This is a genomic window from Fictibacillus sp. 26RED30, from assembly GCF_015903845.1.
Classification (GTDB): Bacteria; Bacillota; Bacilli; order Bacillales; family Fictibacillaceae; genus Fictibacillus; species Fictibacillus phosphorivorans.
The window spans coordinates 481,440-506,217 of record NZ_JACZDV010000002.1; the positions used below are offsets into that span (position 1 = coordinate 481,440).

23 protein-coding genes are annotated in these 24,778 nt (G+C 40.5%); 8 read left to right on the top strand and 15 right to left on the bottom strand.

Annotation, left to right across the window (positions count from 1 at the left end; genetic code table 11):
- Positions 1-295: 295 nt before the first annotated feature.
- Positions 296-1,093 carry an alpha/beta fold hydrolase gene (locus IHV11_RS15085; protein ID WP_197195355.1) on the bottom strand — a complete coding sequence of 266 codons (798 nt, stop codon included), beginning with the start codon at positions 1,091-1,093 and terminating at the stop codon, positions 296-298.
- 178 nt (positions 1,094-1,271) lie between these two features.
- Here IHV11_RS15085 and IHV11_RS15090 point away from each other — a divergent pair, with 178 nt between their 5' ends.
- Positions 1,272-1,769 carry a YajQ family cyclic di-GMP-binding protein gene (locus IHV11_RS15090; protein ID WP_066399173.1) on the top strand — a complete coding sequence of 166 codons (498 nt, stop codon included), beginning with the start codon at positions 1,272-1,274 and terminating at the stop codon, positions 1,767-1,769.
- 59 nt (positions 1,770-1,828) lie between these two features.
- Here the strand turns inward: IHV11_RS15090 and IHV11_RS15095 are convergent, their stop codons facing one another.
- From IHV11_RS15095 to IHV11_RS15115, 5 genes are all read right to left on the bottom strand, one after another.
- Positions 1,829-2,053, bottom strand: coding sequence for a hypothetical protein (locus tag IHV11_RS15095; RefSeq protein ID WP_197195356.1), 225 nt, complete (start codon positions 2,051-2,053; stop codon positions 1,829-1,831).
- Between the two features lie 120 nt (positions 2,054-2,173).
- Complete coding sequence (locus IHV11_RS15100; RefSeq protein ID WP_197195357.1) at positions 2,174-2,893, bottom strand: lysophospholipid acyltransferase family protein; 720 nt, start codon at positions 2,891-2,893, stop codon at positions 2,174-2,176.
- 14 nt (positions 2,894-2,907) lie between these two features.
- A complete protein-coding gene (locus tag IHV11_RS15105; protein WP_197195358.1) occupies positions 2,908-3,282 on the bottom strand; it encodes an SLAP domain-containing protein in 375 nt (124 codons plus the stop codon).
- A gap of 107 nt (positions 3,283-3,389) precedes the next feature.
- On the bottom strand, positions 3,390-3,935 hold the full coding sequence (locus IHV11_RS15110; RefSeq protein WP_197133021.1) for a hypothetical protein: 546 nt from the start codon (positions 3,933-3,935) through the stop codon (positions 3,390-3,392).
- Positions 3,936-3,940: 5 nt separating this feature from the next.
- A complete protein-coding gene (locus tag IHV11_RS15115) occupies positions 3,941-5,533 on the bottom strand; it encodes a bifunctional metallophosphatase/5'-nucleotidase (protein ID WP_197195359.1) in 1,593 nt (530 codons plus the stop codon).
- 269 nt (positions 5,534-5,802) lie between these two features.
- Here IHV11_RS15115 and IHV11_RS15120 point away from each other — a divergent pair, with 269 nt between their 5' ends.
- Positions 5,803-7,386 (top strand): hypothetical protein, encoded by a 1,584-nt coding sequence (locus tag IHV11_RS15120; RefSeq protein WP_197195360.1) that lies wholly within the window; start codon positions 5,803-5,805, stop codon positions 7,384-7,386.
- 74 nt (positions 7,387-7,460) lie between these two features.
- Here IHV11_RS15120 and IHV11_RS15125 read toward each other — a convergent pair whose 3' ends face one another.
- The 5 genes from IHV11_RS15125 to IHV11_RS15145 all read right to left on the bottom strand — a co-directional run bounded on the left by IHV11_RS15125 (position 7,461) and on the right by IHV11_RS15145 (position 11,606).
- Positions 7,461-8,030 carry a hypothetical protein gene (locus tag IHV11_RS15125; protein WP_197195361.1) on the bottom strand — a complete coding sequence of 190 codons (570 nt, stop codon included), beginning with the start codon at positions 8,028-8,030 and terminating at the stop codon, positions 7,461-7,463.
- A gap of 193 nt (positions 8,031-8,223) precedes the next feature.
- A complete protein-coding gene (locus IHV11_RS15130; protein WP_197195362.1) occupies positions 8,224-9,171 on the bottom strand; it encodes a TIGR03943 family putative permease subunit in 948 nt (315 codons plus the stop codon).
- A gap of 18 nt (positions 9,172-9,189) precedes the next feature.
- The gene (locus IHV11_RS15135) at positions 9,190-10,200 is read right to left on the bottom strand and encodes a permease (RefSeq protein ID WP_197195363.1); all 1,011 of its coding nucleotides are present in this window, start codon (positions 10,198-10,200) and stop codon (positions 9,190-9,192) included.
- Positions 10,201-10,359: 159 nt separating this feature from the next.
- On the bottom strand, positions 10,360-11,229 hold the full coding sequence (locus IHV11_RS15140) for an NAD(P)-dependent oxidoreductase (RefSeq protein WP_255547462.1): 870 nt from the start codon (positions 11,227-11,229) through the stop codon (positions 10,360-10,362).
- A gap of 62 nt (positions 11,230-11,291) precedes the next feature.
- Positions 11,292-11,606, bottom strand: a complete 315-nt coding sequence (locus IHV11_RS15145) for a hypothetical protein (protein WP_197195364.1) — start codon at positions 11,604-11,606, stop codon at positions 11,292-11,294.
- Positions 11,607-12,041: 435 nt separating this feature from the next.
- Between IHV11_RS15145 and IHV11_RS15150 the strand changes: the two genes are divergently transcribed.
- A complete protein-coding gene (locus IHV11_RS15150) occupies positions 12,042-12,776 on the top strand; it encodes a hypothetical protein (protein WP_197195365.1) in 735 nt (244 codons plus the stop codon).
- Positions 12,777-12,845: 69 nt separating this feature from the next.
- On the top strand, positions 12,846-14,048 hold the full coding sequence (locus tag IHV11_RS15155) for a hypothetical protein (RefSeq protein WP_197195366.1): 1,203 nt from the start codon (positions 12,846-12,848) through the stop codon (positions 14,046-14,048).
- A 19-nt stretch (positions 14,049-14,067) separates the two neighbouring features.
- On the opposite strand, the gene IHV11_RS15160 is transcribed toward IHV11_RS15155, so the two are convergent.
- A complete protein-coding gene (locus tag IHV11_RS15160; RefSeq protein WP_197195367.1) occupies positions 14,068-15,417 on the bottom strand; it encodes an MFS transporter in 1,350 nt (449 codons plus the stop codon).
- Between the two features lie 573 nt (positions 15,418-15,990).
- On the opposite strand from IHV11_RS15160, the gene IHV11_RS15165 reads away from it, so the two are divergent.
- Positions 15,991-18,393, top strand: coding sequence for a S8 family serine peptidase (locus tag IHV11_RS15165; protein WP_197195368.1), 2,403 nt, complete (start codon positions 15,991-15,993; stop codon positions 18,391-18,393).
- 90 nt (positions 18,394-18,483) lie between these two features.
- A complete protein-coding gene (locus tag IHV11_RS15170) occupies positions 18,484-19,107 on the top strand; it encodes an NAD(P)-dependent oxidoreductase (RefSeq protein WP_197195369.1) in 624 nt (207 codons plus the stop codon).
- On the opposite strand, the gene IHV11_RS15175 is transcribed toward IHV11_RS15170, so the two are convergent.
- The 3 genes from IHV11_RS15175 to IHV11_RS15185 all read right to left on the bottom strand — a co-directional run bounded on the left by IHV11_RS15175 (position 19,104) and on the right by IHV11_RS15185 (position 22,119).
- Positions 19,104-19,406: a hypothetical protein gene (locus IHV11_RS15175; RefSeq protein ID WP_197195370.1), complete on the bottom strand. Its 303-nt coding sequence runs from the start codon at positions 19,404-19,406 to the stop codon at positions 19,104-19,106. The genes IHV11_RS15170 and IHV11_RS15175 overlap by 4 nt on opposite strands.
- A gap of 70 nt (positions 19,407-19,476) precedes the next feature.
- On the bottom strand, positions 19,477-20,010 hold the full coding sequence (locus tag IHV11_RS15180; protein WP_066399222.1) for a DUF420 domain-containing protein: 534 nt from the start codon (positions 20,008-20,010) through the stop codon (positions 19,477-19,479).
- A 405-nt stretch (positions 20,011-20,415) separates the two neighbouring features.
- Positions 20,416-22,119 carry a M3 family oligoendopeptidase gene (locus IHV11_RS15185; RefSeq protein ID WP_197195371.1) on the bottom strand — a complete coding sequence of 568 codons (1,704 nt, stop codon included), beginning with the start codon at positions 22,117-22,119 and terminating at the stop codon, positions 20,416-20,418.
- A gap of 135 nt (positions 22,120-22,254) precedes the next feature.
- Between IHV11_RS15185 and IHV11_RS15190 the strand changes: the two genes are divergently transcribed.
- A complete protein-coding gene (locus IHV11_RS15190; RefSeq protein ID WP_197195372.1) occupies positions 22,255-23,502 on the top strand; it encodes a PucR family transcriptional regulator in 1,248 nt (415 codons plus the stop codon).
- Positions 23,503-23,627: 125 nt separating this feature from the next.
- Positions 23,628-24,758 (top strand): alanine dehydrogenase, encoded by a 1,131-nt coding sequence (ald, locus tag IHV11_RS15195; protein ID WP_197195373.1) that lies wholly within the window; start codon positions 23,628-23,630, stop codon positions 24,756-24,758.
- Positions 24,759-24,778 lie beyond the last annotated feature (20 nt).

Consider the following 24,778-nt stretch of genomic DNA (forward strand, 5'->3'; position numbering starts at 1 on the left):
TTCTTAAAAAGACATCATTGTATAGTTGATTGGAGTGGAAGGTGCGAGACTCTCGGCTAGGACAGGCGGGCAGTCCGAAAAGTGGAAGTGGCTCGTTCAGCCCCGACCAGCAAAAGTAAATGGGCTATGAAGGCGCACTATGCCTTCTGGACCATTTAACTTTTGACCTCGAGGGGCTAGCCACTGCAACTAGCCAGGTGAGACACTTAAGAGTGAAACGAACAAATGTGGCTCACCGCCTGCCCCGCGGAAAGCGAGCATCCTGCAACGGAAATCAACACTTTCAATGTATTTTTTAAGAAGCATTCGGTGCAGCAGCAATCTGCTTGCGAATAAACTCAATCGAACTTTTGTTAAAAAGCTCTGGCTGATCAACATTACATACATGTCCGCAATCTTTAATAGTTAAAAGCTTCGAATGTTTCTTCTTATCGATGAACGCCTGAATCGGCGGTAAGAACATATAATCTTCCTCACCCATGATGTAAAGCGTAGGGATCGGAATCTCTTTTTTACGCAAACTTTGCAGAAATGGATTGATCTTCAGTGTGAGCTTAAACCATCTCTTGAACTCTTTTTGACAAAGCTTTTTCGCTTCTCCAATAAACAAAGAACGCGAAGCTTCATGTCTCTTTTTCGGCATGATCACCCAAGCAAATAAGCTGTAAAGCCACATGTACGGGATAAAAGATTTACAAAGGTTACCCATCGCAATCAAGAACCGCGAGCGGAAATTCATTTTTGTAACCGCGCCACCAAGCGTCATAGAAGCAACTCGTTCAGGATAGAGTTCAGCAATTGTTTGAATTAAAATTGTCCCCAAAGAAATTCCTACGAAATGAGCTTTTTGAATCTTTAGATGATCCATTACCTCAAGCACATCGAGGCTGACCTCTTTAAACGAATATTTTTTTAATAAAAATGTATCGGATTGTGATTTGCCGTGACCTCTTAGATCGACAAGCAAAATATTAAAATGTTGTTTGAATTCTCTTAGCTGTTTATACCATATGGATGAACTGCCCCCAGCTCCATGGACAAAAATCACCCATTGATGATTTTTTTCGTGTGTGTACGTTTTGTAATGAAGCAACAAGTACTCCTCCTAGTGGTTCAAACATTCTGTAAATTTTCCAGCCTTCATTTTAACATAAAAACTTATACTTTGTACCCGTTTCCACGGAAAAGAATGTGTACAAACTGGAAACATCACCACAATGTATTTATACTGTAACTATATAAACGAAGTAATCGTCAGGAGGTTTCACAAAATGGCTAAAGAAAGTTCATTTGATATCGTTTCACAGGTAGATCTATCAGAAGTAGACAATGCGATCAATATCGCGACAAAAGAAATTACAACTCGTTATGATTTTAAGGGTAGTAAAAGTGAGATCACACTCGACAAATCCAGTGAAGAGCTCGTTTTAGTTTCTGACGACGAGTACAAGCTAGAGCAGCTAAAAGATGTTTTGATCACAAAGCTGATCAAACGCGGCGTGCCAACAAAAAACTTAGATTACAGCAAGATTGAGCAAGCTTCAGGTGGAACTGTTCGCCAACGTGCAAAGCTTGTAACTGGAATCGATAAAGACAACGCAAAGAAAATCAATGTGCTGATTAAGAATTCTGGACTTAAAGTGAAGAGCCAAGTTCAAGATGATCAAGTTCGTGTAACGGCAAAGAGCCGAGACGACCTTCAGCAGATTATTGCGCTTGTTAGAGAAGCAAACCTGCCGATCGACGTACAGTTCATCAATTACAGATAAAAAAGGTTCTAACAAAAAAGGATGCCTCAAAAGCAATTAGCTTTTCAGGCATCCTCTTTTTATACAGATTTTTTTTGATCAGGTGAATCGATCAGTTTCATCTGTTCGAGTTCAATCCTCATCTTTTGGGTTTCGATCACATAGTTGTCATGCTTTAAACGTTCCAGTTCTATCTCATCTTGTAGCATCTTATGTTTAAGTTTCGTCTGTTGTTGAAAATGCCCTAGTACGATTGCAATAATGGGAATTGAGAATATCATAATGACTGTAATTGTTCCTGTCATGGTATTCCTCCTAGAAATTATTACCTTCTATCCCAATAATAACAAATATACGTGTTGTTCGTACAGGTGATTCGTTAAGCTGTTTTCGCCAACATTCGCACTTCAGTTGATATATTGCATTTAAGAGACTGCTTTTTTTACCCCGTTTTTAATAATCTCTTCTGACAATCTAGCCAATTCTTTAGCGTCTTGATGTTGTTCTGGATAGATCGGCGGATGAACAGTAAGGTGAACTTTCGCTGGTTTGATCCAAAATCCTTGTTGTTCCATTATTTTATACGAGCCGTTGATCGTAACAGGAATGATCGGAACACCAGATTTAGTCGCTAGTTTGAAGCTTCCCGCTTTAAACTCTGACATATCGTCACCTTTACTTCTCGTTCCTTCAGGAAAAATAACCAGAGAAGTCCCGTTTTTCAACAGTTTGGCTCCCTCGTTGATCGCTTGAACAGACTGCCTTACATTCTTACGATCCATGAATAAACAGTTCAATTGCTCCATCCATGTCCCGATAAAAGGCATCTTCTTTACCTCGATCTTCGAGATGAATGCTTTTGGTTTCTGGATATAGCCTAAAAGAATCGGAATATCGAAGTTACCTTGATGATTGCTCACAAAAAGCACAGCTGTATCGTTCGGGATGTTTTCCTCACCGCTTACTGACACACGCGTTCCACTAAGTTTAACGAGCGAAGTTGACCACTCTTTTACTTTCTGATCAACCAACCGGTCCCGCTCTTCAATCTTTCCAGCTTGATAAAACTTTTTTACACGGTTTAATGAGGGGATCAACTTTAATAAAATTCCCCAAAAATAAATAAACCAAATAATCGTTCTCACACGTTTCCCTCGCTTTACATGATGATTAATTTTCCATACTCTCGAGATGGCTGGCTACTTAGTGATGCTGCTGGAAAAATAAACGTCCATGGCATACTTGTTTCAGGAGGAACTTCCAATGTATAACGGGAATCCATAACACCGATCGTATGCTCCTCTTCTTCATACAGCACTTTTTTGCCGATTAAAGAGAAAGGCTCTGTCGAATAATTATTTACAAGCACAGTCACTAAAAATTCTTTTTTATGGTTATAAGCTGTTTTCAAAATCACAGCCTGCTGTCTCATATGTTCTTCTGAATGCAATTCAGAAAAGACTCGTTCTATCTCTTCTCTGTCTTGGCGGGCTATAGTCTTGTCCCATGCAGATTCAAACTCCAGTTTTTGCAAGAATATCCCCTCCTTTGAACCATATTATCATATTTTACTGTAAACTACTGAATTTCAAACAATAAGCCGCAAGAGAACAATCCCCCACGGCCATAAATTTTATAAAATTATTCAAAAACAGAACTTGCCGCTTCAATCAGCTTCTTTTTCTCCGTTTTTCTGTCTGTATCTTCCTTTATTAAGTACTCCATTTTATAAAATAAACCATCCTTTTTCCAAGCAAGGATAGGAAGATCATTACTTCCTGAAAAATAAGCATCCGTACCATCACTAAGCTCAACTTCATCTTTCGTTTCTAATTTCTCGGTTTTCGGGAGAAAGTTAGATACTCGATAAGCTAAATAAACATTCTGCCCTTGTTGTTCCGGATAAAAAACGGAGTCTACCAAAATATTTCGTTTTTCACCCCAATCGGAAATCTGATAAGTTGAAAGAGCGACTTTAAACGGCAATTGATCAGGCAGCTCCAGTGAGAACGGAACCGCTTTTAGTGTTTCTTTCTTAGAAACTTGATCGTAATAGCGTGGATAAGCACCTTTTGGATGATCTTGCAGTGTTAAGTTTTTATCGTTTAACGTCCTTTTTTCCTCACTCGAACATCCAGCAAGCAAAACTACTATGACTACAAATACAAACCAACCCCACTTTTTCACCCGCTTCACCTGCTTCTCTTATTTTTTAAGGAAGATGAAACCATTACGCGCCAGTTGTGATCACACGTTGCTTGTATCGTACCTCTATTCAAGATATAGTTTGCCATTAGTTCAGACATATCGATCGGGATATCCTTCACGACACGCTTCCCCTTCAGCATGGGATAATCACCGCCTCCACCTGCACGATAATTGTTCATAACTACTTCGTATAAGGAGTTGCTTTCAATTGGTTTTCCCTTATGCATTAAGTTTACTATTCGGTGTCCGAGCGGCTTTGACAGGTCAATCGTGTAATCAATACCTTCCCACATGTCGTAGTTATAGTGCTGAGGCTTTGGAATTGAAAACGCTGGATTGATTATCGGATCACCCTCTTCGTTCACAGAAAAATAAGAAGCTGACCGTTCTAATGCATCCTTCATATCTCGCCCTGTAATCTCGATCACTTTTAAAGTGTTTGGGTACACATAGTTTGAAACGATATCACGCATCGTTATATGTTTTGAGAATCCTTTGGAATGATCATCGAATAGAGCAGTACTTGAAATATCTACACCTGCCGCTTCCATCTGCACTTTATTAATGAATTCAATAAACGGATGATCAGCTAGCCTCGTTAACATCGGATCAGTAATCGTCATGTCTCCGTCTACTTGTCCTAAAGGCTGATCTAGCCATTTCTGAGTTTTCATTTCGTACGGCTGAATCAGATTCAACACCTGCTGATCAGGTTCGTGGTCGTTCACAGAAAGTAGTCTCGCTCGTTTATCCTTCACTTCCCATGAATCACCTTCACCATTGACCTTAACTTCTACATACCCTAGCTCAGTTCCTTGTGTCCCCGGCTGAACGATCGTGACTAAGTTCACTTCACCTGTAAGCAAGCGATGCTGATGACCGGTTACAAGCACATCTATCCCTTCAACCTCCATACAAAGTTGATACGCTTGGTTCTCTTTTGTTAGCGATTCCGTCGGTTCCCCTGTTCTGAGATCTCTCTCAAACCCACCATGATATGAAACAATTATGACATCCGACTTCGATCGTAGATAAGGAATCCATTTCTTTGCCGTCTCCACCGCATCTAGAAAGTCAAGACCCTTAATATGTTCTGGATTCTCCCAGTTCGGTACATATTGTGTTGTTAATCCTAAGAGTGCTACTTTTAACCCACAATCAAAAGTTTTTATTACGAAAGGTTGTCCAAATACAGGCTTCTCTGTTCCTCGGTGAACAATATTAGCCGAAAGCCAAGGGAATTTTGAGTCATCAATTGTTTTATATAGATAAGGAAGACCATAATTAAACTCATGATTTCCTATTATCGCAGCATCGTAATTCAGTTCATTTAGTAGAAGAACCATCGGATTCACATCAGCTTGATCTGTTTTAGCGTGATAGTAAGTAAGTGGCGTTCCCTGAATCAGGTCTCCGTTATCAATAAGGAAAGTGTTGGGGCGGTTAAACATATGTTCCTTTAATAATCCTGTGGTTTTAGCCAATCCTATTTCCGCTTTTTCATTATTTCCGTACGTTAACGGGAGAACATAGCCATGAATATCACTAGTCACATAAATATGAACGAATTGCTCCACGCCTTCTCCCTACTTTCTATAAATAGTATATAAACCAAATTATACCACCAGTTCTGTTCTACCACTTTAAAAATCCGTTGATGATATTCGACAATATTTCCGGGGGAATGATTGTTATTCTACAAAAACTTACAAAGAGACAATATGGGATCAACTCATCCTACACATTCTTTCTATAAAAAAATTGAAAATATTTTACAGGGATATACGTCTAATTTAACGAATAGTATTAATTTGTCGTTTTATACAAAATAGGGGGATCTATCAACATGAATTCGAATGTAAAAACCAAAAAGAACAAGAAAAGAAATCAATCCAATTACAGAGCATTACTGCTTCCTTTCGCAGTCGTTTTGATACTGATCGGAGCAGTGATCTGGAATAATGTCAGTCAAGAAAGAAAGCTTCCCAATCCTGATTGGAGCCGTTCAGTGGAGACATCTGCACAATCCATTAGTGCTGAACCAACTGTTATAAAAAAAGATGACCAATACTATGCTTACACACATCAAAAAGATGGGTTACAAGTGACGACTTTAGATGCAAATCTAAATCTAGTCTCTGAAAAGACAGAGAAACTCCCGCTTGATGAAAGAGCGAACTATTGGACAAACGGAAAACAGATCGCCTTTATTTCTCGTGGTGAGCTTATTCTGTATGAAGATGGAAAACAAACCGTTGTAGATAAAGATGTAGATCTTCTGGCTGATGCTAAAGATCGCTTTGCTTATTCAAAAGGTAATGAAGTTTTTGTATACAATCCTGAAGATGGAAAAAGTCAATCTATCTTTACAGCTAAAGAAAAGCTATCAGAATTATCAGGTCACCCAGCATCTCAATCATTTATCCTGACTGTTGGTGAAAAAGTAGAAATGGAAGCTTTTTATTTAAAAGAAGCTGACGGAAAATATAGCGCTCAATCTATTACGCGATACAACAAAACGCCGACAGATAAAATCTATAACTTCCGCTTTGCTGAAGCAGCTGATCAAGTTCATTTTATGTATACCTTTTATTCTTCTAAACAAGGAACGAAGACGTTTAAAACGTTTTACGGTGCAGCACCAAAGGATCAGCTTACGACAGTCAATTTTAGCAATGTAAAGTTATATAGCTCAGAGCTTGGGTATGAAATCGAGAATCCTTCCTACCAACAATTGAACGTAGAAAATGACAAGCCTATCATTCTCTTTGCAGCGAAAGGACCGATTTCTACTAAAAAGGAAGCGGGCAACATTTACAAAGCAACATTAAATGGCGACAATTGGGAAGCAGCACGAATCAGTACAACGACTGATTTCTCAGTATATCCGTTACAGGTCGATGAAAAGACAATCGCTTGGTTAAAAGCGGAATCTGTCAGTGATTATAGACTTTATTTAGCAAGCCAAGATTCAGAGATAAAGAATGACAGTACAAAAGTAGAAAAGCAAGATGTCTACAACGCTACGTTTGACGCGTTTACGGCTTTTGTAGTTTCGTTCATCGCCATGACTAACGCATTTATTTGGGTAGTACCGTCTGTATTGTTCTTAGGTATTCTATATTTTGTACGAATTGATATCATTGAGGACGAAAAACCTTGGGCAAAGTGGACTGCGATCGCACTTTTTGTGATTACACAGCTTTATGTCATCCAGTCTTTGTTTAACAACACATTCTATACGCTAGCGCCGAAGTACCTCACCTTTACCGGCAGCTCATTCATCATTCCTGTGATCATTTCCGCTATAGCACTGTGGGTGATGCAGGTTGCTAGAGATAAGGATTGGGGATTATTTGCACAAGTCTCTTATTTTATCGGACTTACCGTATTGTTCGAACTCTTTGTTGTTGGAACGTATGTTTACTAGAAGAATAGCTAGGAGTGACCAAAAAGCACTGCTGTCAAAATCGCAGTGCTTTTACATATTTTTGTAAAGCATATTTAAATCATAATGTAAAAAAGAGTGATAAAAATAAAAATTATTGCAGAAACTGCTCCTAGCAAGGCTGCAGTTAAATTTGTTTTTCGAGTATAACCTTTTAGATCCCGTGCAGAGATCGAACTATCAACTTTTTTAACGTGAATAAAAAGACTTAAATTTGATAACAAAAGAATAAAAATTAGCATCAGTAACATATATCGAATATCAATTTGAAAAAAATCCCCCGTTACCCCCCTATTCCAATAAGCTTGCATGAATAAAAAACCACTAGTAATCAGCATCCAGATGTAACTCATCTTTCTCTGTTTCTTCCATTCAGCACCCATTTTTTGTTTTTCATATAAACTTACCTTCTCATAAATAGAAAAAAGTGATTTGGTCGAGTTAATCCTGATAAAGCCTATACTGGATTGAATAAGCAACACCACTCCCAGAGTTATAAAAAATTGTGATGATGTTACACCTATTACTCGAATTAAGGTTAAATAAAGTGTAATGAGAATGATAAGAAGTACATTCATCAAAATAAATTGCTGTCTTCTCATCTTCTTGATTTCATCCAAAGTCATGTATATACCTCCTACTCACAAATGCAATCTTTAACGATCACCCTTTTGTGAAGTAACACAAGATATATATTCGATTAAATAATTATTTATCCTTTATGGACTAAAATGCAAGATAAGAAAGATAAACAAATTTAAAATAAAAATAAGCCAGCTAATTCATAAAGAAATTAGCTGGCTTATGCTTTATTACTCTTTAATAAGCTCCCAAACTCTCAGGACTCGGATACACATATGGATCCTTGAGTGGCTTGATTTTTTCTAAGGATTCAACCTCTACTAAGGGCAGACGGACTTTGTTCAATTCTGTTTCGTCAATGGTTCCTGTTACGGTGTACCATTCATCTTCTTTAAGCTTGGATACTCCATCGCCTTCAATAATGGTTCCATAGACAACGGCATCTGCACTACAGCAGTTCATGGAAAAGCGTGCAATAACGGCTTGATTCTCACTCATTCCGTCTTCACGATACACGAATCCAGTAGTCTCTATTTCTTTTCCTTTAAACTTATCAAGGTAGATATCCAAAACAGTCATCGTGTCCAGATAGTGATCAGATGTTACTTTCACTTTATCCTTCGCCAACTGTTCTTTTCCGAACTTTTTATAGTACGCCGTAACATCATACGTTTCGACCGGATTTTCTTCCTTAACGTTCTTTTCCATCTCTTTAATGTAACCTTCCGGATCATCTAAATAGGCTTCCACATCAATATTCTGTGTAGTGGTTACTTTACCTTCTTCCGTTTTCTGAGCTGGCTTAGCATACAGTCCCGTTCCGTAACGAATGCCACGCTTTTCCGCGACTGAGCTGTCCATCGCTTTTTCTGGAATCATGAAACCTGTAAGAAGAGGGATCACAAATATCATATAGATAAAGAAATGCTTGAGCGGCCTTCCCTTTGGTGTGTGATCCACACCACATCCGCATGCATCATCATGTTGTTCATCAGATCGTCTAAAGAACTGCATCACACCTAAAATTCCTAAGATGCCGATCGCAAAATAGACAAAGATATGCATTTTCGGTGCAACATAATAATTCAGCTTCCCTGTTGTGATTAATCCAATCAGCAGGAGCATGAAACCGATTAAGATGATACCTCTTAAGTACGTGTGAAAATCTCGACTCTCTTTGTTCATCGTATCCTACCTCCCTTTCTATGCCACAAACTGATAAACCATCGTTACAGCAAATACAGTCAGCGTTATTAACCCCATTAACACAAAAACAAAACGCGTCTTAAAATAAGCAAACATCATAAGCATGTTCTTCACATCAAGCATCGGTCCATAAACTAAGAACGCGATGATCGAACCTACTGTAAATGTGCTTCCGAATGATGCGGCGATAAAGGCATCCGCCTCTGAACAAATGGATAGCAAGAAAGCGAGACCCATCATCAGACCTGTTGATGACCACTCATTGCCTCCGAGCGCCAAAAGGTCATTACGATTAATGAATACTTGGAACATACTCGCTAAAAACGCACCAAAAATAAGGAACTTCCCAGTATCAAAGAACTCATCAGATGCGTGATACACCGTCTGTTTCCAGCGACTCATCGTTAATCCATGTGAATGATCATGAGCTCCATGCTCTACGTGTGATCTGAGCTGGTATTTATTGCGAAATACCCAATATACGATCAACCCAATGATGATTGCCACAAGAAGTGCGAGGCCAATTCTTCCATAAACGACTGCCATATTGTTACGAAACGCATAAAAAGTGGATAGGATAACGACTGGGTTCACGATAGGGACGGTTAATAGAAAAACCGTTCCAAGGTGCAGCGGAAGTCCTTTTTTGATTAAGCGTCTTACGACAGGTATGATCGCACACTCGCAGACTGGAAAAATCACTCCCATAAAGAGTACAACACCTATTCCTAAGAATGGATTCTTTGGGATCAACCGTTGGATATGCTGTTCCGTTACAAACGTTTGAATTAGGGCTGAAACGAAAACTCCTAATAAGATAAAAGGAACCGCTTCTATTAAAATACTTAGAAACACCGTGTTCACATGCATGATGGAACTTGGTAAGTTATCAAATACAGAATCATTTTTAATTTCTTCCATAAATAGAAAAGAAATAATAAAGATAGCTAGCAATAAGAGCCCTATCATTTCTTTTCTTATAATATCTCTTGTTGCGAGGTCCTTCATCGTCTAACGCTCCTCTACTCCAACAGTTTAATTTATTTATATACTAGTTTCTTTATGAATGAAATCTAGTATTCTCGCTCAAAATTTATAGTAATGCACCCTATATTTAATCGTAATTATTACGTTTTGTAAAGAGGAAAAAAAGAAACCAAGGTAGACTTACCCTTGGTTCGCTAAACGTTTATAAAGTGCATGTGTCCCGCTATCTTCTTCACCCATCTCAGCAAGCTCGTCATATAGCTTCTTTGCGAGTTGTAATCCTGGTGTCAATAATCCCATCTCTTCAGCTGATTTCAATGCGATGTTCATATCTTTTATAAAATGTTTCACATAAAAGCCAGGAGCAAAATCTCCTTTTAAGATTCTTGGTCCAAGATTGCTAAGGTTCCAGCTTCCTGCAGCACCAGATTCAATACTTTTCAGCACGTTATCTGGGTCTAATCCTGCTTTTTCTGCGTAAAGAATCGCTTCGCAAACACCCATCATACCTGAGGCGATCGCAATCTGATTACACATTTTCGTATGCTGACCAGATCCAGCTTTTCCTTGATAAACAACGTTCGTACCCATTTTAGAAAAGATCGGTTCCATATCATGGAATGCTGATTCTGAACCGCCTACCATGATGGATAGTTTGGCATCTCTCGCACCGATATCACCGCCAGAAACGGGTGCATCAAGCGTTGCAATATTTCGTTCAGCAGCCGTGCGTTCAATTTTTTGTGCCAGCTGTGGACTAGAAGTCGTCATATCGATTAAATAAGATCCTTCTTTGGCGTGAGCGACTAACCCTTCTGCATCTAAGTAAACTTCTTCCACATCTTTCGGATATCCGACCATCGTGATGATCACATCACAGGTTTGGGCAATTTCTTTTGGTGTGTCTGCCCACTTAGCTCCTTTTTCAAGAAGATCTTCTGCTTTTGCTTTCGTTCTCGTATAAACATGGACTGGATAACCTGCATTCATCAAGTGACCGGCCATGCTTTTTCCCATTACACCTGTTCCGATAAATCCAACACTTTGCAAATTTCCTCACTCCTTTCACCCATTATAACGAAGAACAACGAAAATAAAAAAGACACCGCTTATTAAGCGATGACCTCTCCTTGAAGAATGCGTTCGATCTTAAGTTGAGCTAACTCATAATCCATATCTAGGTTTGTTAACATCGATAGCATGTCATCGTTAGAATGTCGTTTCAAAAGTTGATACAAGTTAGGCTTTCGTATTTTGATCATCGTCATAATCTCGATAGTCGGTAACGTTCTGCCTGTTGGTTTAATACGTAAAAAAGAGCGGATGTATTGTGTGAAAGGGGGTATGGCCTCTACTGTATCTGGTACTGTGTCTAATAGCTCCTGAAGCTTCAATAATGAATCAATCAGTTCTTTGTTTCTTTCCACGAATTCGTCCCTCATCTTTCTTCGAATTTGTCTTACATTGTTAAAGTTTCGCTAGTTTAGGCAATTCATAGTAAGTATCGGCTGTTTCATAGAAAGTTTAGAGGGGTCTGACCCCACACAATTTATTTCCCACACTGATTTACTCCACAGCTCTTAAGAGGATACTCCATTTATGATCATTCATTCTTATCTTTTCAAAATCTCGTTATCCACACAAACCTCCTATGCATCCAATCTTACTAGTCTTTCTCAATACCTTTTGACCTGTTTCTCTTCTTTTTATGTGCAGCACGCACAGTCCTTTAGGTGTATCTTTCATTTCCCTCATAAGTCCACCCTACTGTTTATTCGTTTTCGTATTTACGCATCTGTATATAAATGGTAAATTGAACATGTCGACAAAGGGGTCCCGTATTACGGCAGGAGGTTTGGAATATGAAAAAACATCTAGTTACTAGTGTTTTAGCATTCTGTCTCACAGCTTTTTCGGTACCAAGTGCTTTTGCTCAAAATCAGACTTCGTATAAAGATGAAATCCTAAGTATGCAGCCAGATTTAACATCAGCTGAGTTGCTTTCTAGTGTTCAGGCTATCGCAAAAAACACAGGAGATACAGAGGATGCACTTCTTAAAAAAATCTACGAAGAATTGAAACATGATCAAACAATGAGCAAGGAAGAAAAGCAACAAAGCGGTAAGGTTGGCACAATGGGCAGCAGCGGTGGAACCGTTTCTGTTGGACCTAGTTCAAAAGGAAACTTCTATTACACCGCATCTCAAACGGCCTACATGAACCATGGACACGTGGGCATGTATTATTCGAGCGACGTCATTGTTGAATCTGTCCCTGAAACAGGTGTGAGGACGATCTCAACCACTTTACGAAAAGTGGATCAAGGTGATGCACAAGTAAAATCTGTTACAACAAGCTCGACGAACCGTAATAATGCTGCAAACTGGGCATTTAGCCGTGTAGGCATTGACGCATATTCTTATAACTTCGTGACCAACCGTTCGACTTCACATATTGGTGATAAGAACTGTTCCAAACTGGTATGGTCGGCCTTTAAGTTAAATGGAAACTTAGATTTAGACGTAGATGGCGGGTTAGGAGTATATCCTCGGGATGTCCGGGATGCGCCTGGCACACAGCTCGTCCGGAATATATAAAAAATAATAAGGCAATAAGGACGTAGAATTACGAACTTATTGCCTTGTTTTTATAAGAAGGTGATTACAGTGAAAAAAATAATCTTCTTTTCATTATTGATGACTTTAATCGGTGGATTTTTATATAGAACGTACTGGAGTCAGAATCTTAGCGCTTCGCTTTCTATTGAGAATGAAGCGATCAAGCAAGAAAATTTTTTAACGGATAAGAAAGCAGTACTCTATTTTTCAACAACAGCGGATCAAGACATGGATGGAAAAGGAGTAAGCCTTGCCGTCTTTATTAATGACAAAGGTGAAGCGAATGCATTTAAGATGAAAGGCTTAGAACTCGGCAGTGTAGCTGCGAATCAAAATGAAGTTTTGTTAGTCGATAAAAATAAAATCCGTTTAGTCGGAGACACATATAAAGAGTTTGGTATGGATAAATCCCAGTATACGGGTGAAAGAACAGGATACTTGGAGAAAGAAAAATTGTACTTTACTGTTTTCAATACAGGTGTAGGTGCTAACGGCGGGTATGATTCGAATATTCTTTATGGTAACAAGGAAGGCTTTCATAAAGAAAACATCCCCCATTACATCGCTGCTTCAGGATTAGATCAAGGTGAAATTGTTGTGTTAACTCAAGATAATCAAAAGGAAGAGTTTCATATCAGAAAAGTGAAGTTGGCAAAGGACGAGATGAATACTCAAGATATTCTAAAAGTTAACCATTCCAAAGAAACTGATTTTAGCAGCATGTCTCCAATCCTAAGCGATGATTTGTTTTACTATTTTGTGGGACAGAAAACGCTAGGAGAAGTTACAGAAACAATCGATTCAGATGTTGTGCTGTATCGGATCAATAAAAAAACGCAGACACAAGATGAGTTCATCCTTTCTTCTTATAGAAATGAAAAAAATATCACAGCGCACTACCCATTCAATATAAAAAACTCCGCTCACCTATATAACAACGTCTTTTACTACGCAAACGGCCTTGGTGAGGTATTTGCTTTTGACACAAAAACCGAGAAAGTAAGCAAAAAATTCTCTATGAAAAACGTTCGAAAAGATGGAGTGAGGCATAACGAAGAGCTTTTCTATAAAGACGATCACCTTTACGTCGTAAGACATGATGAAAAGCTTAAAGAAAAATACTACATCGAACACTATTCCTTAACCGAGGGAAAGAAGATAGAGAATATGAATATCAACGGTTTAAACGACATCCTCAAATCAATCAAAGGCAAGTCTATCTATTCCTATGACTTTAAGATGCTGAAATAAAAAAATGTGAGTCTAGAACTTATTCAAGTTCCAGGCTCACATTTCTTTTTATTTTCACTCGATAGATCACAATGGCGATTACGACGAGAATGGTATAGACGATAAACACGTTACGATAAATAGCATCTAACTCGATGCCTTGCTGTCCTTCGATTAAGAGCCCTGCAACAGCTACACCCAGCGCTCCTCCGAAAAATTGCACAAGCTGAAGCATGCCCATTCCAGAACCTACTTCATCCTCGCTTAATATTCTAGAGTTTTCATTAGCCAAGCTTGACGTTAAGCTTGAAAATCCGATGCTCGTAAACATGTAAAAGATCGCTGTCAGATAGAATGCTTTTGTTGCAAAAAGTGAAAACAGTACGACGGACACCAACAGTGCCACAAGCCCCGTTCGCATGACAGGCAGGTTTCCAAATCGATCAATCCACCGTCCCACGTAAATAGCGGCTAATGCGGAAAGCATGGCACCTGGAAAAATAACAAACCCAATCGTAGCTGGTTCTTTTCCGAATAGATTCGACAACATGACCGGCATCACGAACAACAGTGCAAAATGGGTCATGAACGCAATAAGTCCGATGATTAAGAGCGACACATAAAGCGTGTTCTTAAACAAACTCACACGAATAAACGGATCTTCCTTTTTCTTTGAATAGAACACGAGAGTGCCAAAGAAAAGTACACTCAAGCCCAACAAGTACCAAGAAAACGAAGAAAGATAGAGTAATAATGAGGTTACGCCACCACCTGTTAACAGTGCGCCAACAAAGTCGAACGAGCCCTCCCTTTTTTGTTCAACAGGCAGATAGACCTTAAATACTGGCAGCAACAGCAATACAAGGCCTGTTACGATAAAAAGAAAGTTCCATCCTAACAACTGTGTGATACCGCCTCCGATAACAGGTCCTAACCCGAAGCCAAGAGATGCGGCAGATGAGATCAACGACATGGCGCGTCCTCGTCTTGAAATCGGAATATACCTCGTGGCAAGCACCATGCCTAGCCCTGGCACCGCACCCGCTCCCATCGCCTGAACCATACGACTGATCAATACAAACTCAAAACTATTTGAAAAGTACCCGATGATAGACGCGAGCCCTAAGATGATGACACCTGTAAATAATAATCTTCCAATCGGTATAAAATCTGACAACCTACTGAATGTGATCGTCGATAAGGCAAACACGATCGAATAGCCTGAAACAATCCATGATCCTGCAGTTGGACTCAGATCAAATTCCGAGATAACACTCGGTAACGCTACATTAAACATCGTCGTGTTCATGACAACAAGCCATACTGTTAGACTCCATAATGGAATGATCCGGTTCTCCTGAATCGTTCCATAGCCTTCCTCTTTAGCCATTCGTTCACCTTCTTTCTCTTCTCTAATTCTCTTTTCTAATAGAAAGGTTGCTATTAAGCTTTTTTATTATTCACTTCATTGAAGGTTGATTGAAGTGGAAGATGCGAGACTCCTACGGGACGAGCGGTCAGTCTGAAAAGTGGAAGTGGCTCGTTCAGCCCCGACCAGCAGAAGATGAATGGGCTATGAAGGCGCAAATTGCCTTATTGACCGTTCAACTTTTGACCTCGAGGGGCTAGCCACTGCAACTAGACAGGTGGAGACTCCTAATGGCGCGTAGCGGCAGGAGGCTTACCGTTCGCCCCGTGGAAAGGGAGCATCTGCAACGGAAATCAACTACTTTCAAGAACCACCACTTACGCTAAAATAGCTTTCTCTAAAAACAATATTCCCATCTTATCATGGGTCTATAGAATTAGCGTTACGTTTTGCTCATGACGTTTTAAGGACAAAAGACCAACGCCTCAACTTCCAATATAAGGACCTATTATCTGTTTTTACCATGTGCTCAAGGGATTTAAACACAGCAGTAGAATATTACCGTGATATTAAAAATAAGGGGTGTACGATTGAATGAAAAGTTTTTTACGCAAGACATCTAGTTTCACATTAGCATGTACGTTTGTTTTTTCTGCTTTTTCTGGTGTATCTGCTGCTCCATCTACAAATGATTCACAGCCAGACCTAGCACCGCTTTACGGGAAGTACAATTTAAACTCTTCTCATGTTACAAAAGTAATGGTTGAATTAAAAGAACCTTCTGTACTAGAGGCAAAAAAGAAAGGCAAAAAACAAACGAAAGCAAATCTAAAATCAAAACGTGAAGCTGTGGTAAAAGAAATCTCCACACGCTCCAAATCATATAAAGTTAAAGAAGAGTACGATCATGTTTTCTCTGGATTTTCACTAGAGATTGCAGCAAATGAAATTCCGAACCTTTTATCAACGCCTGGTGTAAAAGCGGTTTATCCTGATGTTGAATACCACACAACAGGGGATGACATGGGTGACCATTCATTCGATGATGTTACGCCTCAGATGATGAATTCAGCGCCTTTTATTGGCGCTAATCAAGCATGGGAATCCGGATACACAGGAGATGGTGTGACGGTTGCAGTTATTGATACAGGCGTTGATTATACACATCCTGATCTCGATCAAGCATTCGGTAACTACAAAGGATATGACTTTGTTGATAATGACAACGATCCACAAGAGACGCCTAAAGGCGATCCAAGAGGAGCTGAAACTACGCACGGCACGCACGTGGCGGGTACAGTTGCGGCAGATGGCGGCATTAAAGGTGTAGCACCTGATGCAACATTATTAGCGTACCGCGTATTAGGCCCTGGAGGCAGCGGTTCGACTGAAAATGTAATTGCCGGAATTGAAAAAGCAGTAGAAGACGGCGCTGATGTTATGAATCTATCTCTTGGAAACTCCTTAAACAACCCGGACTGGGCAACGAGTATCGCGCTTGATCAAGCCATGTCTGATGGCGTCGTGGCGGTAACGTCTAACGGTAACAGCGGACCAAACAACTGGACGGTCGGCTCTCCCGGTACTTCAAGAGAAGCCATTTCTGTCGGAGCTACACAGCTTCCGTATAACGTGTATGCTGCTACTTTAAAAGCAGGGAATTCCAGTTTTTCATCTGCAAAAGTAATGGGCTTTCCGTCTGAGGAATCTGTTCTAGCACTTAACGGAAAAACGTTGCCAATCGTTGATGTTGGCTTAGCAGGAACAGCTGATTTTGCAGGGAAAGACGTAGCAGGAAAGCTCGTATTAGTAGAACGGGGCACGTATGCGTTTGTAGACAAAGCAACGAATGCAAAGAACGCTGGCGCCATCGGGATGGTCATCTATAACAACGTTGCTGGTGAGATCGTGGATGTGCCTGGAATGGCAGTTCCAACAATCAAGCTTACGAACGCTGAGGGTGTTCAACTTAAAAGCTTGTTAAGCGCTAATCCAAACACAACAGTAACACTTGGCACCAAGTTTGATAAACAAGTCGGTGAATTGATGGCTGACTTCTCTTCTCGTGGTCCTGTTATGGATACGTGGATGATCAAACCAGATGTTTCAGCACCTGGCGTAAACATCGTAAGTACTGTACCGACTCATGACCCTGCCAATCCGCATGGCTACGGTGCAAAGCAAGGGACAAGCATGGCATCTCCACACGTTGCAGGTGCTGCCGCTCTTTTATTAGAAGCACACCCTAAGTGGGATGTTGAAGATATTAAAGCAGCTCTTATGAATACAGCGGAAGATCTTTTCGATGCTACAGGAAAGCTTTACCCGCATAATACGCAAGGAGCAGGAAGCATCCGTGTTGTTGAAGCGATTGAAACAGATACACTCGTATCTCCTGGCAGCCATTCGTTTGGTGTATTCTCCAAAAAGAAAGGCAAGGAAGTACGAGGAGAACGTTTTACAATCAAGAACTTAAGCCGTAAATCAAAAGAATACAAATTTGACGTAGATCTTGAAGGTGTAAAAGTAACAACAAACAAAAAAGTGAAAATTAATGGTAAAAGCTCGAAGGATGTTAAATTTAAAGTACAAGTGGATGCTTCTAAGATGGCACCTGGCTATCACGAAGGAACGATTACCATCAAAGACGGAAGAAACGAAGTTGTAGTGCCGACGATTCTCTTTGTACAAGAGCCTGACTTCCCTTCGATCACTAGCATCAGCGCTACAGAACTAGGAAATAATGCATTCACGTTTTCAGCTTACTTTCCTGCTGAAGCCGACAAAGTTAATCTTTTCTTATACGATAGCAACCTGACGAAAGAAATCGGTCTGATCGGCAGCTACGAAGATGTTCCGAAACAGTATAACGATTTTCAATGGGACGGAAAAATCTCCGGACAAGCTGTAGCACCTGGTAAATATCGTGTTGTCGCATTCGCTGAAAGAGGCGATAAGCTCGACAGTCGATACACGGATGTTATCACCCTTCAATAAAAAAATTCCCTTGCCGAGCTTTCGGTAAGGGATTTTTTTATGGTTAACATTAAATGATATGATAAGAAAAGAACGATCAGGAGGTATGTTATGAGACTATGCGTACTAGGTTCGACAGGAAGAGTCGGACAATATTTTACTAAAATGGCGCTCCAGGATGAAATCAGCGTTTCTGCACTTTTGCGTAACCCTGAGAAGTTTTCGCACTCTATTTTGAATCAGATCTCTTTTACAAAAGGAGATGTTCTTAGTAAAGAATCCGTAGCTGAAGCGATGGTCGACTGTGATGTCGTTTTTAGCGCTCTTTCAACAGACGGAGCTAATGTCCTCTCCGAGGGTATGCCTATTATTATAGAAGCAATGAAAAAGGAAGGCATCTCGCGTATCATTACGATCGGTACAGCAGGCATCTTACAAAGCCGGGCAGAACCTCATCTGCTTCGTTACCAATCATCTGAATCAAAGCGCAAATTAACAAGAGCAGCTGAAGATCATCATAAGGCGTATACTCAACTGCAAGAAAGCGGATTGAACTGGACGATTGTTTGTCCTACTTATTTGCCAGACGGGGAACCTACCGGTACGTACAGAACGGAGAAAGACGTTCTACCTATCGACGGCTCTCGGATCAGTACTGGAGACACCGCTCATTTTGCGTTCTCACTTTTAAAAAAGCATGACTTTTTACAGTCACGTGTGGGGATCGCTTATTAAAACCTTCGAGGCATGTCTTGAAAAAAATAGACACCAAGACTTAAGAAACCCGCTCCGATAATGAAGATGAAGAACTTGATGAACCATTTTGGAAAAAAGCCGACCAGCTTATCAATAACCGTTACAAAGATAAATTCTACAATAGCACCGAAAAACGTTTCCGAGACTTCGCCACCTTTGTAATTCGCGTCATACTGCTTTTTATGCTCAATTTCTTCTTTTTGATAACGGATTCCATAAACAATAACAGCGATTCCGAATCCGCAGAGAACGACAGGTATGATCCAAAACCAGCTCATCTCTCATTTCCTCTCGCTACAGAAAAGACTTTTGCTGTTCCACGTCTTCAGCAAAAGTCCTCTGTTTTTTTTATGAATAATAAGGCGCGATCATCAAATACACAATAACACCTGTCAAACTAACATACAGCCATAGTGGCATCGTCCAACGAGCGATTTTACGGTGTTTCTCTACTTGCATGTTAAAGCCTCTCGTAACAGTGATTAACGCTAGAGGTACGATAACGATCGCAAGCAAGATGTGAGTGATCAAAATAAAGAAATACACATACTTAAGCGGACCTTCTCCGCCATATGACGTAGATTCTGTAAGATAGTGGTACGTTACATACGACAACAAGAAGAATGTTGTACTTGTAAATGCCGCCAAGATAAATCGCTTATGCAGCGTGATGTTTTTTTGTTTAACAAAATAAAGAGCAGCGAGCAAAAATACGAATGTGAAGCTGTTAAAGATCGCGTTCAATCGCGGCAGCAACGTTACATCAAAAGCAATTTCTCCCTCATACTCTGGCAGGAAGAACAACACGGCCACAAGTACGTTAATCGCAATAGATAGCCCGATAATTAGCGGTGTATAGTTACGCTGTTTAGTTTCAGCCATTTTGTATTACTCCTTTTCCACTAAAAGTCTTTAAAATTTCTAAGATTCCTTATTATTTTACCACTCAAGACCCTATTCACAAACATATAGGCAGCTGAAAACAGCATTCCCCATACAAGTGTCAATAATTCTTCAAAAAATGAGAAACTTAGCGAGAATACACCCTGGGGTATTTCCGGATATGGATGAAGTTCAATCCAGAAGTTTGTGGCATCAATCCACAAGTTTTAGTGTTGAATCCACGAGTTTCGTACTTGAATCCAAAAGTTTTGACGATTTATCCACGAGATGTCATTTGTCGACATTTTCTGCTGCAGTTATACCCCCTGCCCATGTCCCATCGGTCCACACAAAAGAAAAAACCGGCACACGGCCGGTTCTCCTCATCCTACCACCTTAATCCAATTAAGCTCTCGCAAACTGCTCTTCATCGACTGTAGCAATAAACTTCTCCACTTCACCGACCACAGACGCTACACATCCTTTTTCAAAAGGAGAGATCAAGCCAGCTTCTTCAACTAACTTTGTAAAAGGCAGACTTCCTCCCTTTTGACAAAGTGCGAAATAGTCTTCCCAAGCACGATCAGAATTCTCGCCAGCACGTTTCCAGAACTGAAGTGCACAGATTTGCGCGAGCGTGTAATCAATATAATAGAAAGGCGAGCGGAAAATGTGGCCTTGTCTATGCCAAAAACCACCGTTTTCTAAGTACTCAAGCCCATCATAATCACGATGTGGTAAATATGTTTTCTCAAGCTCTCTCCACTTCAAACGGCGTTCAGATGCTGATGCATCTGGATTGTCGTATACAAAATGCTGAAACTCATCAACTGCAACTCCGTACGGGATGAACTCTACCGCACCTGTTAAGTGAGAGTATAAATATTTTTCTGTGTCCTTACCAAACAGCTTATCCATCCAAGGGTACGTTAAGAACTCCATACTCATCGAATGAATCTCACAAGCTTCAAGTGTTGGGAACTGATATTCAGGAACTTCAAACACTCTGCTCGTGTACATCTGAAACGCATGACCGATTTCATGCAGCAGCACGCGAACGTCGTTATCTGATCCGTTAAAATTTGTGAAAATGAACGGCGCCGTATAATCCTGCAGATACGTGCAGTACCCACCTGGCGCTTTACCGCTCTTACTTTCAAGATCCATGAGCTCATCTTCTGCCATATAGTTGAAGAACGCTCCTGTTTCTTGCGATAGACCACTAAAAACCTGCTTCGATTGATTTACGATCCACTCCGCGTCTCCTTGAGGCTTAGGATTGCCTGTTGTAAAGCTGAAGGGTTCATCGTAAAACTTAAACTCGTTAAGACCGATGCGCTTTTGCTGACGTTTCTTTAACTTTGTACAAAGCGGAACGATGATATCTTTTACTTGCTCACGAAACACTTTTACATCTGCCGCGTTGTAATCCGTTCTTCCCATACGATCATACGCCAACTCTGTGAAGGTCGAGTACCCTAACTTTTTCGCGATTCCAGTTCGTAGCTTTACGAGCTCATCATAGATCGAATCAAACTTTTCTTGGTTCGAACTCAAGAAAGCGTTCGCGGCCTTACTCGCCGCTTTTCGTGTTTCACGATCTGCCGATTGAACGTATGGAGAAAGCTGCGCCAGGTTCAGCTCTTTTCCGTCAAACTCGATCTTAGCTGAAGCCATCACTTTCACATATTCTGAGCTCAATTTGTTTTCTTGCTTGAGGTCCTCTAGTACCTCTTCAGAGTACGTCTTCACTTTTAATTCAGCCAAGCGAAACAGCTGACTGCCCCATTTACGCTCGAGCTCATCTTTAAAAGGGGATTGAACGAGCGCTTCATGAAACGCCGTAACCATCCCTTGATAGACTGGCAGATTATCATCCATGAACGCTTGCTCTTCTTTATAAAAAACATCTTCCGTATTAATCGTGTGGCGGATCTTGGCCAGTCTAGCTTTTGATTCAAAACGATTACGAAGAGCAACGACTTTCTTCATCGCTTCATTCTGCTCATCCGCTGATTTCGCTTCTTTAAAAACCTTTACCGCTTCTTCAAATTCTGTTTTCAGACTTGTAACATCAGGACGTTCATATGTAAATTCACTAAACTTCATTAGAAAGGCCTCCCATTCATTTACATTCCATTCCTGTATTACCAATTCTACAATCTACCTCTTTTCTCCTGTAATCCAATTCCCTTTTTCGGTAGAATGTAAGCAGAGAGAAACTAACGGCGGGAGACAAATGTTATGAAGAACTATCAATCTGATCCTTTTAAAGGAACTTTCGGCAGTCTTGAAAATTTAGCAGACAAGATCAGCGACGTTTTGTCGTGCCCTGTAACGATAGAAGATCAGAATCACCGACTCCTTGCTTACAGTACACATGAAGACGGAACAGATCCTGCACGTATCGCGACCATCATCGGACGGCGTGTGCCAGAAAAAGTAGTGAACAGTCTATGGAAAGACGGAGTGATTCCTAGACTACAAGAGAGCGATGACCCTGTTCGTGTCGGCACGATACAAAACGTCGGGCTTGGCAACCGTGTGGCAGTATCAATCCGAAAGAACAACGAAGTTCTCGGATATATTTGGGTCCTTGAAGTGGAAAAACAATTAACATCAGATGATATGCAATTATTAAAGCTTGCTGCTGCTTCAGCCAAAAGCCAACTTCTTCAGATGCAGATCGGCACAAAAAAGAAAGAAGAAAACCGGCAAGAGCTTTTCTGGAAGATGCTCACAGGCAATCTTCCGCTAGAAGAGCATATTTTAGAGAAGCTGCACGAACTTAACATTTTGCCGGTACTTCCAGCAGCTGTTTTTATTCTGCAGCTAGAAGAGGAGATCACACCAGCTATCGAAAAAGATATTTTGTATCTCGCTGCTGTGAATCAGAAGATCAACGTTCTTTTATCAGCAGCAGACGCGAATCAGATGCTTCTCCTCGCCTCACCTGTTGGAAAAGAACCGCCCTTAGAACTTGCTAAGTCATTTGTAGAATCATTCTTTACCCATATGAAAGAGCGTTTTTCTGTGTCAGATATTAAAGCGGCATATGGTAGTCTCGTATCCTCTTTTACAAACGTGGAAAAAAGTTATAAAGAAGCTTCAAGTGTATTAGCCGTTCAAGAAAAGCTAGGCGGAGAAACGTTAACGCTAAACGGCTATCATGAACTTGGTATCTACCAATTTTTAGATACCATTTATGAAAAACAACAAAGACAAAGCTATCACAATGAAATGCTCAAAACTCTACAAGAATATGACCGTCAACACAAGACAGAGCTTTATCACACATTAGAAACGTATCTGACGTTAGATGAGAACCTGAACAAAGCATCAGAAGTGCTTCATATCCACATGAACACATTACTTTATCGTCTCAAACGGATCAGCGAGCTTACGAATATTGATATGAAGAGCCCTCATCAGAAGATCATGATCTATCTTGATTTCAAGATGAATCGGCTATTCAAACAAGAGCGTTTGTGAATTATCACAAATGCTTTTTTTCATTTTCTAGATTCCCCACAATGAAAAGCGCAATCCCTCGAACTATACTGAAATCACAATTGAAAACGCACTCAAAGAGTTTACTTATATAGGAGGATTCACAAATGATTATTGGAGTTCCAGCAGAGATTAAAAATAATGAAAACCGCGTAGCGATTACGCCATCAGGTGTTATTACACTAACAGCAGCAGGCCACAAAGTACTTGTAGAAAACAACGCAGGTGTTGGCAGCGGATTTACGAACGAAGATTATTCAGCAGCAGGAGCTGAAATCGTAGCAGAAGCACAAGACGCATGGGCAGCTGAAATGGTTATGAAGGTTAAAGAACCTTTAGCTTCTGAGTACAAATATTTCCGTTCAGACCTTATTCTTTTCACTTACTTACACTTAGCTGCTGAGCCAGCATTGGCAAAAGCATTAACAGATAGCGGCGTTACAGCGATCGCCTACGAAACTGTAGAGTTCAACCGTACACTTCCACTATTAACGCCAATGAGTGAAGTAGCAGGACGTATGTCTGCACAGATCGGTGCTCAGTTCCTTGAGAAGCCAAAAGGCGGAAAAGGTATCCTTCTTGCAGGTGTACCAGGAGTACGTCGCGGTAAAGTAACAATCATCGGTGGCGGTGTTGTAGGTACGAACGCAGCAAAAGTTGCAATTGGACTTGGCGCTGACGTTACGATCATCGACCTTAGCCCAGATCGTCTTCGTCAACTTGATGACATCTTCGGAAACAGCATCCAAACATTAATGTCTAACCCATTAAACATTGCACAAGCTGTAGCTGAATCTGATCTAGTGATCGGAGCTGTACTTATCCCAGGAGCAAAAGCACCTAAATTGGTAACAGAAGAAATGATCAAGTCCATGACTCCAGGATCTGTAGTTGTTGACGTAGCGATCGATCAAGGCGGTATCTTTGAAACGGTTGACCGCATCACGACTCATGACAACCCAACATACGACAAGCACGGAGTTGTTCACTATGCAGTAGCAAACATGCCTGGTGCTGTGCCTCGTACGTCTACGATCGCACTTACAAACGTAACGGTTCCATATGCACTACAGATCGCTAACAAAGGCGCACAAGCTGCAATCGCTCAAAACCCATCTTTAAAAGCAGGTCTTAACACAGCTGGTGGATTCGTAACATACGAAGCAGTTGCAACTGACCTTGGTTATGACTATGTTTCAGCAGAAGTAGCATTAGAAAAAACAGTTCAAACGGTATAATGGATCGAATGAAAAGAAGC